At 73.8% G+C, this 14,246-nt stretch carries 10 protein-coding genes; 2 read left to right on the forward strand and 8 right to left on the reverse strand.

Going from position 1 to position 14,246, the window contains the following annotated elements:
- Positions 1-208: 208 nt before the first annotated feature.
- From ACFYY6_RS06460 to ACFYY6_RS06490, 7 genes are all read right to left on the reverse strand, one after another.
- The gene (locus tag ACFYY6_RS06460) at positions 209-2,482 is read right to left on the reverse strand and encodes a M20/M25/M40 family metallo-hydrolase (RefSeq protein WP_386608498.1); all 2,274 of its coding nucleotides are present in this window, start codon (positions 2,480-2,482) and stop codon (positions 209-211) included.
- A complete protein-coding gene (locus ACFYY6_RS06465) occupies positions 2,479-4,233 on the reverse strand; it encodes an amino acid adenylation domain-containing protein (protein ID WP_389191906.1) in 1,755 nt (584 codons plus the stop codon). Before ACFYY6_RS06465 ends, ACFYY6_RS06460 begins: the two co-directional genes overlap by 4 nt.
- The gene (locus tag ACFYY6_RS06470; protein ID WP_389191909.1) at positions 4,230-7,538 is read right to left on the reverse strand and encodes an amino acid adenylation domain-containing protein; all 3,309 of its coding nucleotides are present in this window, start codon (positions 7,536-7,538) and stop codon (positions 4,230-4,232) included. Before ACFYY6_RS06470 ends, ACFYY6_RS06465 begins: the two co-directional genes overlap by 4 nt.
- Positions 7,535-8,350 (reverse strand): class I SAM-dependent methyltransferase, encoded by an 816-nt coding sequence (locus tag ACFYY6_RS06475; protein WP_351523563.1) that lies wholly within the window; start codon positions 8,348-8,350, stop codon positions 7,535-7,537. The genes ACFYY6_RS06470 and ACFYY6_RS06475 overlap by 4 nt, the downstream gene beginning before the upstream one ends.
- An 11-nt stretch (positions 8,351-8,361) precedes the next feature.
- Entirely contained in the window at positions 8,362-9,435 is a 1,074-nt protein-coding gene (locus ACFYY6_RS06480; RefSeq protein ID WP_389191912.1) for an ornithine cyclodeaminase family protein, read from the reverse strand.
- Positions 9,436-9,496: 61 nt separating this feature from the next.
- On the reverse strand, positions 9,497-10,729 hold the full coding sequence (locus ACFYY6_RS06485) for an MFS transporter (RefSeq protein WP_386608495.1): 1,233 nt from the start codon (positions 10,727-10,729) through the stop codon (positions 9,497-9,499).
- Positions 10,730-10,731: 2 nt separating this feature from the next.
- On the reverse strand, positions 10,732-11,766 hold the full coding sequence (locus ACFYY6_RS06490) for a pyridoxal-phosphate dependent enzyme (RefSeq protein WP_388651338.1): 1,035 nt from the start codon (positions 11,764-11,766) through the stop codon (positions 10,732-10,734).
- Between the two features lie 640 nt (positions 11,767-12,406).
- On the opposite strand from ACFYY6_RS06490, the gene ACFYY6_RS06495 reads away from it, so the two are divergent.
- Together ACFYY6_RS06495 and ACFYY6_RS06500 are read left to right on the forward strand one after the other, a co-directional pair.
- Positions 12,407-12,745 carry a DUF779 domain-containing protein gene (locus tag ACFYY6_RS06495; RefSeq protein WP_386608521.1) on the forward strand — a complete coding sequence of 113 codons (339 nt, stop codon included), beginning with the start codon at positions 12,407-12,409 and terminating at the stop codon, positions 12,743-12,745.
- A 185-nt stretch (positions 12,746-12,930) separates the two neighbouring features.
- Positions 12,931-13,941, forward strand: coding sequence for an alpha/beta fold hydrolase (locus ACFYY6_RS06500; RefSeq protein ID WP_388651339.1), 1,011 nt, complete (start codon positions 12,931-12,933; stop codon positions 13,939-13,941).
- A gap of 66 nt (positions 13,942-14,007) precedes the next feature.
- On the opposite strand, the gene ACFYY6_RS06505 is transcribed toward ACFYY6_RS06500, so the two are convergent.
- Positions 14,008-14,202 (reverse strand): hypothetical protein, encoded by a 195-nt coding sequence (locus ACFYY6_RS06505; protein ID WP_351523554.1) that lies wholly within the window; start codon positions 14,200-14,202, stop codon positions 14,008-14,010.
- Positions 14,203-14,246 lie beyond the last annotated feature (44 nt).

The raw sequence follows: 14,246 nt of genomic DNA on the forward strand, positions 1-14,246 counted from the left end.
GTTGCGGGAGCACTGGCGGGAGTCGAGGCGTTGGGAACCGCGGTGGGACGACGAACGGCGCTCCGAGCGGTACGAGGACTGGAAACGGGCGGTCGAACGCTCCCTCGACCGGGTCCGGGTGCCCTGCCCCGGCCCTCCCGCCGACAGCCGGTGCGGCGTACCGGACGTACGGGCGTGGCCGGGGACACGCCCGTACGGTGTGCTGGAGTCAGGTACCGGTGCGCAGTCCGGCGAGCAGGTGGTAGACGGTGTCGGTGCCCCGCCGCAGGGCCTCGACGCCGATGTGCTCGTCGGTTCCGTGCATGCGTTTGAGCATGTCCCGGTCCACCGTGAACGGATACATGCCGTAGACGGGGATGTTCTGCTCCCGGAACGGGACGGCGCTGGTGACCGCCTCGAACTGGCAGGCGGTGGCCCTCGTTCCGGGGTGCGTGCGGCGCACGGCCGCCTGCCAGGCGCGGAAGACGTCCGTGTCGTGCGTGGAGTCGGGCGTGGCGAGGTAGCCGCGCAGCCGGTCCAGTGCCTGCTGCTCGCTCTCGCCGGGGTTCCCCACGACGGTCAGTGTCGCCCGGTTGCCGATCAGGGAGCGCAGTTCGGCGACGATCCGGCCGGGGTCGTCGGCGCCGGGGAGGAAGGCGGCGCGGAACTCAGCGGTCGCCGTGCCGGGCACGATGCTCGGGTAGTAGCCGGACCGGGCCGCGGTGAAGGCGAGGGTGGTCCGCAGCATCGCGTTGTGCAGTTCCGGTGTCGCGCTGAGCCGGATCACCGCTTCACCGGCCCGGTCCCGCTCCTGTTCGCCGCGGGCGGCGAGCATCTGCCGGACGGCCTCGGCGAGTTGTCGGTCCGTGGTGGCCTCGGCGAGTTCGGCGAAGTAGCGCACGGACAGCGCGTTGGGGCGGATGTGGGCCCGCCAGTCCCCCAGTTGCTCCAGCACCTCCCCCAGCCGGATCACGGCCTGCCCGGTGAACGGCTTGGACGTGTGGGTGGCGTACGAGGAGGTCTCCAGCCGCAGCAACAGGGACCGTTTGTCGTTGCAGGTGAGGGAGGCGATCATGGGGGTGCTGCCGTCGCGCTGGTCGAGGACCCAGCCGCCCTCGGTGATGACCGCGCCCGCCTCGACCCTGCCGGGATGCTCGGTGAGGAACCAGCGCACCCCGTAGGGTCCTTGTTCCTCGTCGCAGTCGGACCAGAACACGATGTCGCGGTCGAAGGCCGCGCCCTCGCGGACGTGCCGCAGCAGGGCGGCGACGAAGGCAGCGTTGACGCCCTTCATGTCGAGCGCGCCGCGGCCGTACAGCTTGCCGTCCTTGATCTCGCCGGCGAACGGGTCCGTGGTCCAGGCGTCGCCGATGGCGGGCACGACGTCGGAGTGGCCGAGCAGGACCAGTGGCTTCTCCCGGGCCGTCCCGCTGCCGGGCACGCGTGCGAAGAAGTGAACGTTGCCGTCCTTGGGGGTGGGCACGATCTCGGTGGCGATCCCGGCGGCCCGGAAGATGTCCTGGAGCATCCGGGCGTACGGCTCGGTGAGCGCTCCGTCGCCGGGGTTGCTGGTGTCCTGACGGATCATGGCGACGGCGAGCTCCACGGGGTCGGTGGGGTCGCCGTCGAAGACCGCCGCGCCCGTGGTGCGCACGGCGGCCGAGGCGCGGGGCGCGGCGGCGGTGGCCGCGCCCAGGCCCAGCAGCGTCCCCGCGACGGCCGTCGCACCGGCTCCGAGGACGGACCGACGGGACGGGCGGGTGCCGACGAGGCCGTCCAGGCAGGCGGAGATGACCGCGTCCGGGTTCTCCTGGTGGGCGTAGTGCCCGCCCTCGACGGACCGGAAGGTGCACGTGCCCCGGGTCCAGTCGGCCCAGCGGCGCACCGTCACCTCGGGCACGTGCGGGTCGTCGGCGGCCCACACGGCGCGCAGTTCGACGTCGGGCACGGGGGTCCGGCCGCCGTCGTAGCGTCCGGACAGCCGCAGGTCGGCGATGACGGGAGGCAGCAGCACCTCCTCGAACTCGGGGTCGGCCAGGAGTTCGGGATCGGTCAGCCCGGTCCCGGCGACGAAGGCGCGCGCGTCCTCGACGGTGACCTCGTCGCCGTCGCCGTGGAAGTCGCCGGGGCACTGTCCGGCCACCGCGCACAGCCGTGCGACCGGCACCCCGGCGTCGAGCAGCCGGCCGCACGTCTCGTACGCCAGCAGCGCACCGAGGCTGACTCCGATCAGCACCAGGCGCCGCCCGTTGCGCGCCGCGCGCACCTCGGCCGCCACGGCGTCCGCGTAGACGGCCATGTCGACGACCGGTTCCTCGTCGATGCGGGTGCCCCGTCCCGGCGGTGTGACCAGGGCGAGCGCGGTGTCCGCGGGGAGCCGACCGCGCCAGCCCGCGAAGGTCGAGCCGTGGGCGCCGGTGGGGGCGAAGCAGACCACGAGCGTGCCGGTCGTCCCCCCGCCCTCCGGTTCGTTCTCCGGTATGCCGAGCCAGGGGGTGCTCATGCCTGGTCCTCCTGCGGGGTCTCGCGGCACAGCGCGGCGATGGCGGTGACGGTGGGCGCGCCGAGGATGCGGCGCAGGGGTACGCGCCGGCCGGCCGTCGCCACCAGCCGGTTGGCGAGCCGTACGGCGAGCAGGGAGTGGCCGCCCGCGTCGAAGAAGTTCTGGTCGGCCGAGGCGGGCGGTGCGCCGAGCAGTTCCTCCCACAGGGCGGCGACGGCGGCCTCGGTGGCGTCGGACGGGGTGAAGCCGGTCGTCCGTTCCCGTCCGATGCCGTTCACGAGGGCGCGCAGGGCGGTACGGTCGAGCTTGCCGTTGGTGCTCACGGGGAGCGTCGGGACCTGCTGGACGCGGGCGGGGAGCATGTAGTCGGGCAGCCGGTCGCGCAGGTATCCCCGCAGGGCGGCGGGGGCGATCTCCTCGTCGGCCGTGCAGCAGGCGACTACGCGTGCCTCGCCGTCCTCGGTCTCGGCGTAGGCCCCGGCGTCGGTGACGCCCGGTGCCTTGCGGAGGGTGGCCTCGATCTCCTCCAGTTCGACGCGGTAGCCGCGGATCTTGATCTGGTTGTCGGTGCGGCCGGTGATCTCCAGCGCGCCGTCCGGGAGCAGCCGGCCCCGGTCGCCGGTCCGGTAGTGCCGCACGCCGTCGTCGTCCGTGACGAAGCGGTCCTCGCCGTCGCCGCCGAGATAGCCGAGGGCGAGCGGCGGTCCGCAGACCCATACCTCGCCGGTCGTGCCGGGCGGCAGCCGTCGGCCGAGCCGGTCGCGGACGGAGAGCGAGGCCCCCGCCACGGGGGTGCCGACGGGCACGCGTTCGGCGTCCGCGGGAAGCGCCGCGGTGTCGTACGCGGCGACGTTGGAGGCGGTCTCCGTCATGCCGTACAGGTTGAGCAGGGTGGCGTCCGGCCAGACCTCGCGCAGCCGCAGGACGGTGTCGACGGGCAGGGTGTCGGCGCCGCTGGTGACCAGGACGGGCTGGTGGCGGTCGGACTGTTTCGCGCTCTCCTCCAGCAGACCCGCGATCAGGTGCGGGGTCAGGAAGAGGTGGGTGATCCGCTCCCGGTGGACGGCGGCGGCGAACAGGACCGGGTCGAGGAGTTCGTCGGTGCCGAGCACGACGGACGGGACGCCCCGGAGCAGTCCGCCCAGGATTTCCCAGGGCGAGGCGACGAGGGCGAGGGACTTCTGGACGGCCAGCACCGCGTTCCCGGGGAACGGGTGGTCCTGCCACATCCACTCCAGTCGGCCGCGCACCGAACGCCTGCTGACGCGCACGCCCTTGGGGTTCCCGGTGGTGCCGGAGGTGTAGACGATGTGGAAGAGGGCGTCGTCGTCGGGCTCCTCCTCGGGTTGCTGGTGCAGCGGGCCGTCGGTGAGGGGGGCGAGCGTGACGCGCGGGGCGTCCAGGGTGGGGAACTGGTCGAGTCCGGGTTCGGCCAGCACGCAGTGCGGTCCGGTCTCCTCCACCATGCGGCGCTGGCGTCGCACGGGGATCGCGGGGTCCAGTCCGAGGTAGGCGGCCCCGGTCTTGAGCACGGCGAGGACTCCGGCGACGGCGGCGGGGCCGCGCTGCGCGGCGAGGGCCACCAGGCTGCCGGGGCCGGTGCCCCGGGCGGCGAGCCGGGCGGCGAGCCTGCCGCTCCAGTCGTCGAGTTCGCGGTAGGTGAGGGTGGTGCCGCTGTGGCGCAGGGCTACGGCCCGGGGGCGGGCCGCCACCTGCTCGGCGAAGCGTTCCAGCAAGGTCGGCGAGGTCATCGGTGGTCGCCTCCGGGCAGCAGGTCGAGGGAGCGGATGGTGGTGTGCCGCGCGCGCCCGGGATCGGTCAGGGCGCGCAGCGCGATCAGGGTGGACTCCAGTACGTTGCGGGCAGCCGTCGCATCGAGCAGGTCCTGCTGGTGGGCGTACTGGAGCAGCAGCCGCTCGGGGCCGTGCGGCTGGACGTAGAGCGCGCAGTCGTATTTGGTGAATCCGGTGTCCAGTTCGACGAAGCGGAAGCCGACGCCCGCGGCGGTGGTGGCGCGGGCCGGGTACGGCAGCATGTTCAGCATCGTCTGGAAGACCGGTGTCGCCGCGGAGCTGCGGGAGGCCGCGGGCAGCCGTCGCAAGGTCCAGGAGAACGGGTACTCGGCGGCGGCGTACGCGTCGTAGACCGTCTTAGCGACCCGGGCGGTGAAGTCGGCGAGGGTGACGGACGGGTCGACGGGCAGCCGCAGCGGCAGCATGGCGAGGGTGAACGCCGGGACCTCGGCGGCCTCCGGCCGTTCCCGGCCCGCCATCGGCGCGCCGACGATCACCTCGTCGGCGTCGGAGTAGTAGCCGAGGGCCAGCGCGTACGCGGCGAGCAGCGGCACGAAGACGGTGGCGGAGGCGGACAGCGCGGTGTCGCGCAGCCGCCGCGTCAGGTCCTCGTCGAGCACCGCCTCGGTGATGCCGCCCCGGTAGGTGGGCGCGACGGGGCGCGGCTTCTGCGCTATCTGGAGTGCGGGGAGTTCGCCCTCGAGCCGGCGCTGCCAGTACTCCCCCGCCTCGGCGACCTCCTCGGTGGCCAGCCGGGCCTCCAGGTGGTCGAGGTAACGGTCGTAGCGGGCGGCGCGTTCCGGGTCGGGCGCGGCGGGGCGTCGTTCGTAGAGTTCGGCGAGGCGTTGGAACAGTACGGTGGCACCCCAGCCGTCGAGGAGCAGTTCGTGCATGGTGACGAGCAGCCGGTGCTGTCCGCCGGGCAGCCGGAACAGCTCGGCGCGCAGGGCCGGTTCGGTCAGGAGGTCGAAGGGTCTGGCCGCCTCCCGCGACGCCGTCGCCCGGAACCCCTCCTCGGTGGTCTCGCGCACCCGGCCGGACAGGGGCACGTCCCAGTGCGGGTAGTGCTGCACCACTTCCTGTGTGCCGGGCTCGTCGGTCTCCGCGAACCGGGCGAGGAGCTGGGGGTTCTCGGCGAGCAGTTGCCGCCAGGCCCCGGCCAGCCGGGGCACTTCCAGGGGGCCGTCCAGTTCCAGTGAGCCCTGGTAGCTGTAGTAGGGGCTGAGGGGGTCGAGCCGCCAGTGGAAGTAGACCCCGGCCTGCTGCGGGGTGAGCGCGCGGGTGCGGGGGGCGTGCGGGTCCGTCGGCCGTGCGCGGGGGTCCTCCGTCGGCTCGTGGCGCTCGCCGGGCCCGGCGAGTGCGGCGAGCGCGGCGGGGCTGCCGTCGCGCAGCACGTCGCGCAGGGCCGCCGAGGATCCTGTCCGGCGCAGTGCCGCGACCAGACGCATGGCCTGGAGCGAGTCGCCGCCCAGCGCCAGGAACGAGTCGTCGCGGCCGACCCGCCCGGTGCCGAGGACTTCCGCGACGAGGGCCGCGATCGCGGTCTCCGTCGCGTCGCGCGGCGGGGTGTAGGGGCGGTCGTCGGGGCGGCTGCGGCGCGGGGGTGCCGGGAGCGCCTTGTAATCGGTCTTCCCGTTGCGGGTGAGCGGGATGCGGGGCAGGGCGACGAAGGTGTGCGGCACCATCGGTGCGGGGAGCCGTTCGGCCAGGTGGGCGCGGAGTGCCGCTTCGGGTGCCTCGTCCCCGGCGGTGGTGAGGTAGGCGACGAGGCGGGGCGTTCGGCCGGCCGCCGGGGTGTGGGCGCTCTCGCGGGCCACCAGGGCGCCGTCGTCGTCCGGGGTGTGGACGGTGACGGCGCAGGCGGCGACCGAGGGGTGGCCGCCGAGCACGGCCTCGATCTCCGCGAGTTCCATGCGCACGCCGCCGAGCTTGACCTGGCGGTCGACCCGGCCCAGGTACTCCAGTTGGCCGTCGGGCAGCACGCGCACCGCGTCCCCGGTGCGATAGAGGCGCCCGTCGCCGTCGCCGAAGGGGTCGGTGAAGAAGGCGCGGGCGGTGCGCTCCGGGTCGCCGAGGTAGCCCCGGCCTACGACGGGGCCGCCGACGAAGAGTTCTCCCGTCTCGCCGTGCGCGCAGGCGTGCCACAGCCCGTCCTCGGGGCGCAGCACGTACAGGGCGGCGTTCCCGACGGGCGAACCGATCGGCAGGTGGCGGGTGTCGGCGGCGGGCCTGCCGAGTACGGCGTGGGTGACGTCGTCGGAGCACTCGGTGGGGCCGTAGGCGTTGAGGAGCCGGATGCCGGGCATGGTGTCGTGCCAGCGCGCGGCGAGGGCGGGCGGCAGTTCCTCGCCGGTGGCGATCATCCAGCGCAGTGCCCCGGGCCGGACTCCCTCGGCGTCGTGGGCGTCGAGCAGGAAGCGGATCAGGGTGGGCACGGTCTCCAGGACGGTGGTTCCGCGCCGCCGCACCTCCGCCAGCAGCAAGGCGCCGTCCTGGGCCCGCTCGTCGTCGAGGACCTGTACCCGGCCGCCGACGAGGAACGGGGCGAGCATCTGCCAGACGGAGATGTCGAAGGCCAGCGGCGCGGTCTGGGCGAGCCGGTCGTCGGCGGTGAGGGCGAGGTCGTCGGCCTTGGCCCAGAGGTGGTTGAGCATGCCCCGGTGCTCGACGACGGCGGCCTTGGGGCGGCCGGTCGAGCCGGAGGTGTAGAGGACGTAGCGCACCTCGTCGGGGGCGGGCGGGGCGGTCCGGGTGCAGGGGGTGTCCGCCAGTCGGGGGGTCGTGGTGGGGACGCCCGCGGCGCGTGCCCCCTTGACCAGTTCGCCGTGGTCCTCGGGTCCGCCGGTGGTGAGCAGGAGGACGGCGCCGCTGTCGGTGAGGAGGGACTCGACGCGGCCGGCGGGCCAGCTCGCGTCGAGGGGCAGGTAGACGGCTCCCAGCAGTTCCAGCGCCAGGAGGGCGGTGACGACGTCGCCGCCGCGTCGGCCGCCGACCGCGACGATCCGGCCCGCCGAGACCCCGGTGGCGGCCAGGTGCCCGGCCATGCGGCGGGCGCGGTCCGCGAGTGCGGCGTAGCCGATCGTGGTGTCGCCGTCCTCGACGGCCGTGCGGTCCGGGTGCGCCCGCGCGTGCCGCTCGACGTACGCGTGGACTCCTTCGCCGAGTTCGTAGGGTTCGCTCCGGGTGAGCGCGGCGGCGGCCGCGGCGTCCCGGGCCCCTTCGGCCAGCGGGAGCGCCGGGTAGTGCCCGGGTATGCCGGTCACCTGGCCCCCTTCTTCTCGGCGACGACGAGCAGGTATTCGACGGGCACGCCCGTGCCGCGTGCGTCGGTGGTGTGGAAGCCCTCGGTCATCTCGGCCATCTCCGCCCGCAGTTCCTTCCAGCGCGAGGGCGGCGAGATGGTGTTCCTGGCCGCGATGCAGGGGCCGAAGCAGTTCTCGAAGAAGGCGACCAGGTCCTCGGCGGTGGCGAACGGGTAGAAGAGTTCCCGGCGTTCGGCGGTGACGGTGAACTCGGGGCCGAGCAGTTCGGCGAGGTAGTCCGGGGAGCCCCACAGCATGGGCTGTCCTTGGTGCCCGTTGGGCGAGGGGAAGTAGGCGGAGAGAATCTCCTGGAAGTGGGCGGTCCAGCTGCGGGCCGTCCAGTTGCACATGCCGATCCGGCCGCCGGGCCGCAGCACCCGGGCCATCTCGCCCGACGAGGCGGCGTGGTCGGGCGCGAACTGGATCCCGTAGGTGGAGGTGACCAGGTCGAACGAGGCGTCGGGAAAGGGGAGTTCCTGGGCGTCGCCACGGTGCAGCTGCACCTCGACACCGGCCTGCGCGAACCTTTCGCGGGCATCGGGGAAGAACTCGTCGGTGAGGTCGAGGCCGGTGACGGCGCAGCCGCGCAGGGCGGTCAGCAGGGCGACGTTCCCGTTGCCGGTGGCGACGTCGAGGTGGCGGGTGCCCGGTGCGGGGGCGAGCCGGTCCACGAGTTCGCCGGCCCCGGGCCGCAGCAGGTCGGCGACGTGCCGGTACTCGCCGTACGACCACATGGTGCGGTTGATCTCCTGGACGTTCCGGTCGATCGTCATGCGGATCCCCTTCAGAGTGTGAGCCGGGCGCCCACGCCGACGGCTTCGGCACGGGCGAGGACGCTGTCGGCGACGGCCACGTCGAGGATCGACATGCCGAACGGGTTGCTGATCACGGTCTCCTCCGGGTCGCGGCGGCCCGGGTGGCGGCCGGTCAGCACGTCGCCGAGGGTGCCGTCGACACGGCGGGCGCCGGGGCGCGCGGTGACGCCCTCGCGCGGGGTGCCGTCGGGGCCGAGCAGGGTGCCGGCCCGGTGCATGCGTCCCAGCAGCCGGCGCGGGTCGTCGCGGACCAGGCTCCAGTCGTCGACGATCACGGTGCCGGCGGCGAGCACGGCCGCCTCGGTGAGGTCGTCGAGCGACACGTGGCACACCAGGGCGCCCGGCCTCAGCCAGTCGGGCTCGATGTAGCCCTCGGTCACCGTGGTGACGGGCACGACGAGTTCGGCGTCCCGCACGGCCTCGCGCGGGTCCTCGGCGAGCACGGTCTCGATGCCCGCGGCCCCGGGGAGCGAGGCGATGTACGCGGCGACGGCCTTCGCACGCTCGGGCGCCAGGTCGTACAGGGCGATCCGGTGCAGGGTGGGCACGGTCTCCAGCAGCAGCGCCGCGTGTGCCTGGGCGAGCGCGCCGCAGCCGATCAGCGCCAGTGAGCGCGGCTCCGGCACCGCCAGATGGCGGACGGCCAGGGCGGTGACCGCCGCTGTGCGCATCGCGCTGATGTACGCGGCCTCCATGAGTGCGCGGGGGCGGGCGGTCTCCGGGTCCAGGAGCAGTGTGAAGCCCTGGGAGCGCGGTATGCCGCGGCCGGGGTTGCCGATCGAGGCGTTGATGGTCTTCATGCCGATGACCGGTGGCCGGCCGTCCTGGACGAGCGCGCCGGGCATGGCCAGCAGCCGGGCCTGGTCGCCCTCCGGGGTGGTCCAGCCGAGGTACGCCTCCTCGGGCAGGACCGACTGCCCGGCGGAGTGCAGGGTGAGCGCCTCGGCCACCGCCGTCACGATGTCGACGCCGCGGGCGGCCTCGATGACGTCCGCACGGGTCAGATAGCGGAAACGGCTGTCGGGATAGTGCTCGAAGTCCATGGCGGGCGGGGCTCCTTGGCGTGAGGTCCGATACTGACGGGGAAGGGCGTGCGGGGGTGGTTCAGCCGGCGGTGGCGCGCGGCCCGCGCAACACCGCGAAGGGGACGAGTGCGCCGAGCAGCAGCACGCAGGCGAGCGCGATCCACCCGGCCGTGCCGAGGGCGAGGACGACGCCGGTCATGAGCACCGGACCGGCGACCCGGTTGGCGACGGTCCGGCTGGTGTTGAACAGCACCAGGTAGGCGCTGCGCGCCCCCTGCGGTGCCAGCTCGAAGGACAGCGTCCACGAGGCACCGACCTGGAGCAGTTCGGCGAAGGTCAGCAGGACGACCGCGCCGCCGAGCACCAGCAGGGCCGGGTTGCGGCCGAAGCCGGGCGCGGCGGCGAAGGCCAGGGCGCCGAGGGCGAGCAGCAGGGCCGCGGCCGCGTACGAGTACCACGCCCGGCGGGTCGTGCCGTAGCAGCGGTTGAGCGGGTACTGGAGGGCGATGCACAGCACGGTGTTGACGGCGTACAGGATGCCGACATAGCGCTCCGGTACATCGGTCTCGGTGACGAGCCACAGCGGGAACGCCACGTTGAGGACCGGCATCCACAGCGACACCAGCGCGTTGTAGGCGGTGAACCCGAGCAGCGCGCGGTCCTTGAGGAGCGGGGCGACCCGGGCGCTGTCGGCGGTGGCCGCGGTCTCCTCCGCCCGTGCGGTGGCGTACACCCCGGCGACCACGACGTAGGCGACCGCGCCGCCGATCAGCAACGGCCGGAACGCGCCCGGCGCGCCGGAGCCGAGCGCGGCCCCGGCGATCAGTCCGCCCAGGCTGATGCCGAGGTTGACGACGGTGCGCTGCACGGCCATCACCTTGGCGCGCAGGCTCTCGGGGGCCCGGGCGCCGACGTACGACTGCACGAGCGGGGGCGAGGACTGCTCTGTGACGGCGACGAGGGCGACCACGACGAGGAAGCTCCACCAGCCGTCCACCCACAGGTAGCCGATCGTGGCCAGGGCACGCAGCAGCATCACCCCGATCAGCACCGGCTTCGGTCCCCATCGCCCGGCCAGCCGCGCGATGGGGACGGCGGCGGCGACGGCGACGGCGCCGCCGATCGTCAGCCCGGCGCCGACGGAGGAGGTGCTGAGATGGGCGACCTTGACGAAGTAGATGGTGGAGACCGCGAGGAACAGTCCCGTACCGGTCCACTCGATCAGCGTGGCGCCCTGGACCAGCGGCAGGAACTGCCGGTAGCCGGAGTCCTGCGCCTGCGGGGCGGGAGTGGTGGTGGTGCTCGTGCCCATGGTCAGTGCTCCTGGTGCTTCCTGTCGAAGAAGAGGCCCTCGCGGCGCAGCCGTTCCATGGCCGCGGCGATCTCCTTCACGATGCCCCGCTCGCCCGCCCAGTCGTCGGAGTAGAGGGTGTCGTGGTACTTCTCGCCGCCGTCGGCGGCGAGGCAGACCGCGATCCGGCCGTCCGCGTGGCCGTCGTCCTGGTCGCTGAGCAGCGCGCGCACGGCGCAACCGCTGGATCCGCCGAGCACGAGGCCCGTGTCCTCGGCGAGGATGCGGCAGACGGCGATCGCCTCGATGTCGTCCACGCGAACGGCGCGGTCGTAGCTGCCCGGACCCTTCAGCAGCACGGAGGGCCGGCTGGCTCCTATGCCGGGGATCAGGCGGCGCCCGGTGCCGCCCGAGACGGCCGTGGAGCCGGTGACGTCCACGGCGACGACGGCGATGTCCGGGCGGCGTTGCCGCAGGTGGGCGCCGATCCCGGCGAGGGTGCCGCCGGTGGAGACCGGTATGTAGACCGCGCCGAGGCGGGGGCCGGCCTGCTCGGTGATCTCGGGGCCGGTGGTGCGGCGGTGGATGTCGGGCGCGGCGGGGTTCTCGTACTGGTTGGGCCAGCGGTAGGCGGGGTTGCGCGCGCACAGTTCGCGGACCGTGCGCAGCCGGGTCAGCAGGTATCCGCCCTGGCCGTCCGGTTCGTCGACGACGATCGTGCGGGCGCCGCGCTCGGTGAGCGTGCGGAGGGTGGTGTGCGGGGTCTTCAGGTCGACCACGGCCAGGAACACGCAGTCGATGGCCGGCAGCAGCCGGGCCAGGGCGAGGCCGAGGTTGCCGGAGGTGGATTCCACCACCACCGTGCCGGGGGCGAGCGGCCGTTCGTCGTGCAGCGCCCGCAGGAGGGCGACGGCGCTGCGGTCCTTCACCGATCCGGTGGGGCCGTGTTCCTCCAGCTTCAGTCCCAGACGCCGAACCCGGCCCCGGTGGGCGACGTCCAGGAGGAGTAAGGGAGTGCGATGGATGGCCCGCGCGAGGACGGGTCGGACAGGCGTCACTGCTTCCCCCCGTGCGATGGGTCGTCGGCCCTTCCGGTGGTCCGGCCGGGATGCCTTCGCTGTGCGACCTCAGACACTAAGCGGGCCCGCCCCGCTGTCACCATGCCGTTCCGCAGGGGGCCCACCGCTGTTGGCGAGAACCGTGCTTGACGCGCCGTCGGCGCCCTGTTTCCGGCCGGTCCGGTCCCCCGCGCCGACGGCCGTCCCCCGGGCGGTCCGGTGCGGGCGGGGCGCGGCGGGCAACTCGAAATGGCCGGTTCGATTCTGCCGACGCCGCGCGCCACGCCGTGTGCGGCACCGGTCCGCGCGGGTGGCCCGTACGGTCGCGCGGACGGTCTTCCCGGGCCGGGGCCGGGACCGTCGCATCGGCCTCGGCCCCGGCCCGGTCCTGCAGTACGGTGACACCGGGGTCGGCCCGGGACCGTGCCGCGCGGGCGGGGACGGGCCGGGAGACGCACGGCCGTCACGCCCGCGCCCCGTTTCCCGCACAGAGGTGGAGGGACACGCACATGGACCGACATGCCATGAACTGGATCGGTACGAACCGGTGGGACACGGCGAGGAACCTGCCGCCGTCCCGGCGCGCACCGGCGTCTCCCGGCGCCGGGACGCCGCGGTGAGCGCCGCCGGGGTGGCGGCCGTGGAGCTGACCCCCGCGGCGGCCGAGCTGCTGCGACGGCTGCGCGCGGCCCACGGCCCGTTGATGTTCCATCAGTCGGGCGGCTGCTGCGACGGCAGCGCGCCCATGTGCTACCGGGACGGCGAGTTCCGTACGGGTGGCTCCGACGTACTGCTGGCCTCCCTCCGCGTCGACGGGGTGCCGGAGAGCATCCCCTTCTGGATCTCGCGGAGTCAGTTCGAGGTGTGGGCGCACACCCGGCTGATCGTCGACGTGGTGGAGGGACGGGGCAGCGGATTCTCGCTGGAGGCTCCGGAGGGGGTGCGGTTCCTGATCCGTTCCCGGCTCGTCGGTCCGTGAGCGCGCGGCGCGCCGAGGCAGGGCGCCTGGTACCGGCGTTTGCCGCAACGGCAAGGATCCTTGTGGCTGCGGCGGGCACGGCCGAATGATCGTGGCATCGGCGGTACCGGCACCGCCGGGCGCCCGGCCGGGTGCCCGGCGCCCACGGCCGGACCGCCGCCGCCCACGCCTGCGAGGAGAGAACCGTGCCGTCCACCCATCCGTCCTTCCCCGCTCCGTCGGCCGCCGTCCACCGCTTGGTGGAGGTGCCCGGAGGCCGCATCCATCTGGTGGAACAGGGCAGCGGCCCCCTGGTTCTGCTGGTGCACGGCTTTCCCGAGTCCTGGTACTCGTGGCGCCATCAGCTTCCGGCACTCGCCGCGGCGGGTTTCCGCGCGGTCGCGATCGATGTGCGCGGGTACGGCCGTTCGTCCGGCCCCGGGGAGGTGGAGGCGTACCGGATGCCCGCCCACGTCTCCGACAACGTCGGGGTGGTACGGGCGCTCGGTGAGCGGACCGCGACGATCGTGGGGCACGACTGGGGGGCGGTCATCGCGTCCGGCAGCGCGCTGCTGAGGCCCGACGTGTTCACCTCCGTGGGGCTGCTCGGCGTCCCGTACGCCCCGAGGAGCGGCCCCCGGCCGACCGAGGTGTTCGCCCGCTTCGGCGGCGCCGACGAGTTCTACGTCGGCTACTTCCAAGCACCGGGACGGGCCGAGGCGGAGATCGAGCCCGATGTGCGCGGATGGCTGGCCGGGTTCTACGCCGCGCTCTCCGCCGACACGATGCCGCCGGAGGGGGCGGACAGTCCCTTCCTCGTGCCGCCGGGGGCACGGATGCGTGACCGGTTCCCTGCCGGGGTGCTCCCCTCCTGGCTGAGCGAGGCCGATCTGGACTTCTACGCGGCGGAGTTCGAGCGGACCGGGCTGACGGGTGCGCTGAACCGGTACCGCAACGTCGACCGGGACTGGGAGGACCTCGCCGGCCTGGACGGGGCGCCGCTCACCCAGCCTTCCCTCTTCATCGGCGGTGAACTCGATCCGTCGACCGGCTGGTCGGCCGAGGCGATCGCCGACTTCCCCACCACGCTCCCCGGCCTGGTCTCCTCCCGCATCCTGCCGGGCTGCGGCCACTGGCTCCAGCAGGAGCGTGCCGCGGAGGTCAACCGTCTGCTCGTCGGATGGCTGCGCTCCCCGCGGGTGCGCGCCGCCGGGTGAGCGCCCGGCGCGCCGCACGACCGGCCGGCACGGCCGACGCGACGGGGTCGCCGAAGGAGCATCGGCTCAGGGGCCCAGGCTGCTGACGACGTCGGCCGTGGCCGTCAGGCCGTCCTGGATGGTCGGCGCCATGCTCGTGCCCGCGAGGAAGAACCCGAGCAGGGCGCAGACCACCGCGTGCGAGACCTTCAGCCCCCCGTTGCGGAGGAAGATCACCGCGAGGATCAGCAGAAGCAGCACCAGTGAGATCGAAATGGCCATGGCCAACCTCCTCCGCCGCGCCGGAATGCGGCATTCGGCCGCCA

Origin of the sequence: Streptomyces sp. NPDC001750, assembly GCF_042892615.1 — a bacterium.
Taxonomy (GTDB): domain Bacteria; phylum Actinomycetota; class Actinomycetes; order Streptomycetales; family Streptomycetaceae; genus Streptomyces.

Bases quoted from the DNA above. Each gene is read 5' to 3' on its own strand.
- ACFYY6_RS06475 (WP_351523563.1), bottom strand. From the start codon at position 8,350: ATGACGATCGACCGGAACGTCCAGGAGATCAACCGCACCATGTGGTCG.
- ACFYY6_RS06480 (WP_389191912.1), bottom strand. From the start codon at position 9,435: ATGGACTTCGAGCACTATCCCGACAGCCGTTTCCGCTATCTGACCCGT.
- ACFYY6_RS06505 (WP_351523554.1), bottom strand. From the start codon at position 14,202: ATGGCCATTTCGATCTCACTGGTGCTGCTTCTGCTGATCCTCGCGGTG.
- ACFYY6_RS06460 (WP_386608498.1), bottom strand. From the start codon at position 2,482: ATGAGCACCCCCTGGCTCGGCATACCGGAGAACGAACCGGAGGGCGGG.
- ACFYY6_RS06485 (WP_386608495.1), bottom strand. From the start codon at position 10,729: ATGGGCACGAGCACCACCACCACTCCCGCCCCGCAGGCGCAGGACTCC.
- ACFYY6_RS06465 (WP_389191906.1), bottom strand. From the start codon at position 4,233: ATGACCTCGCCGACCTTGCTGGAACGCTTCGCCGAGCAGGTGGCGGCC.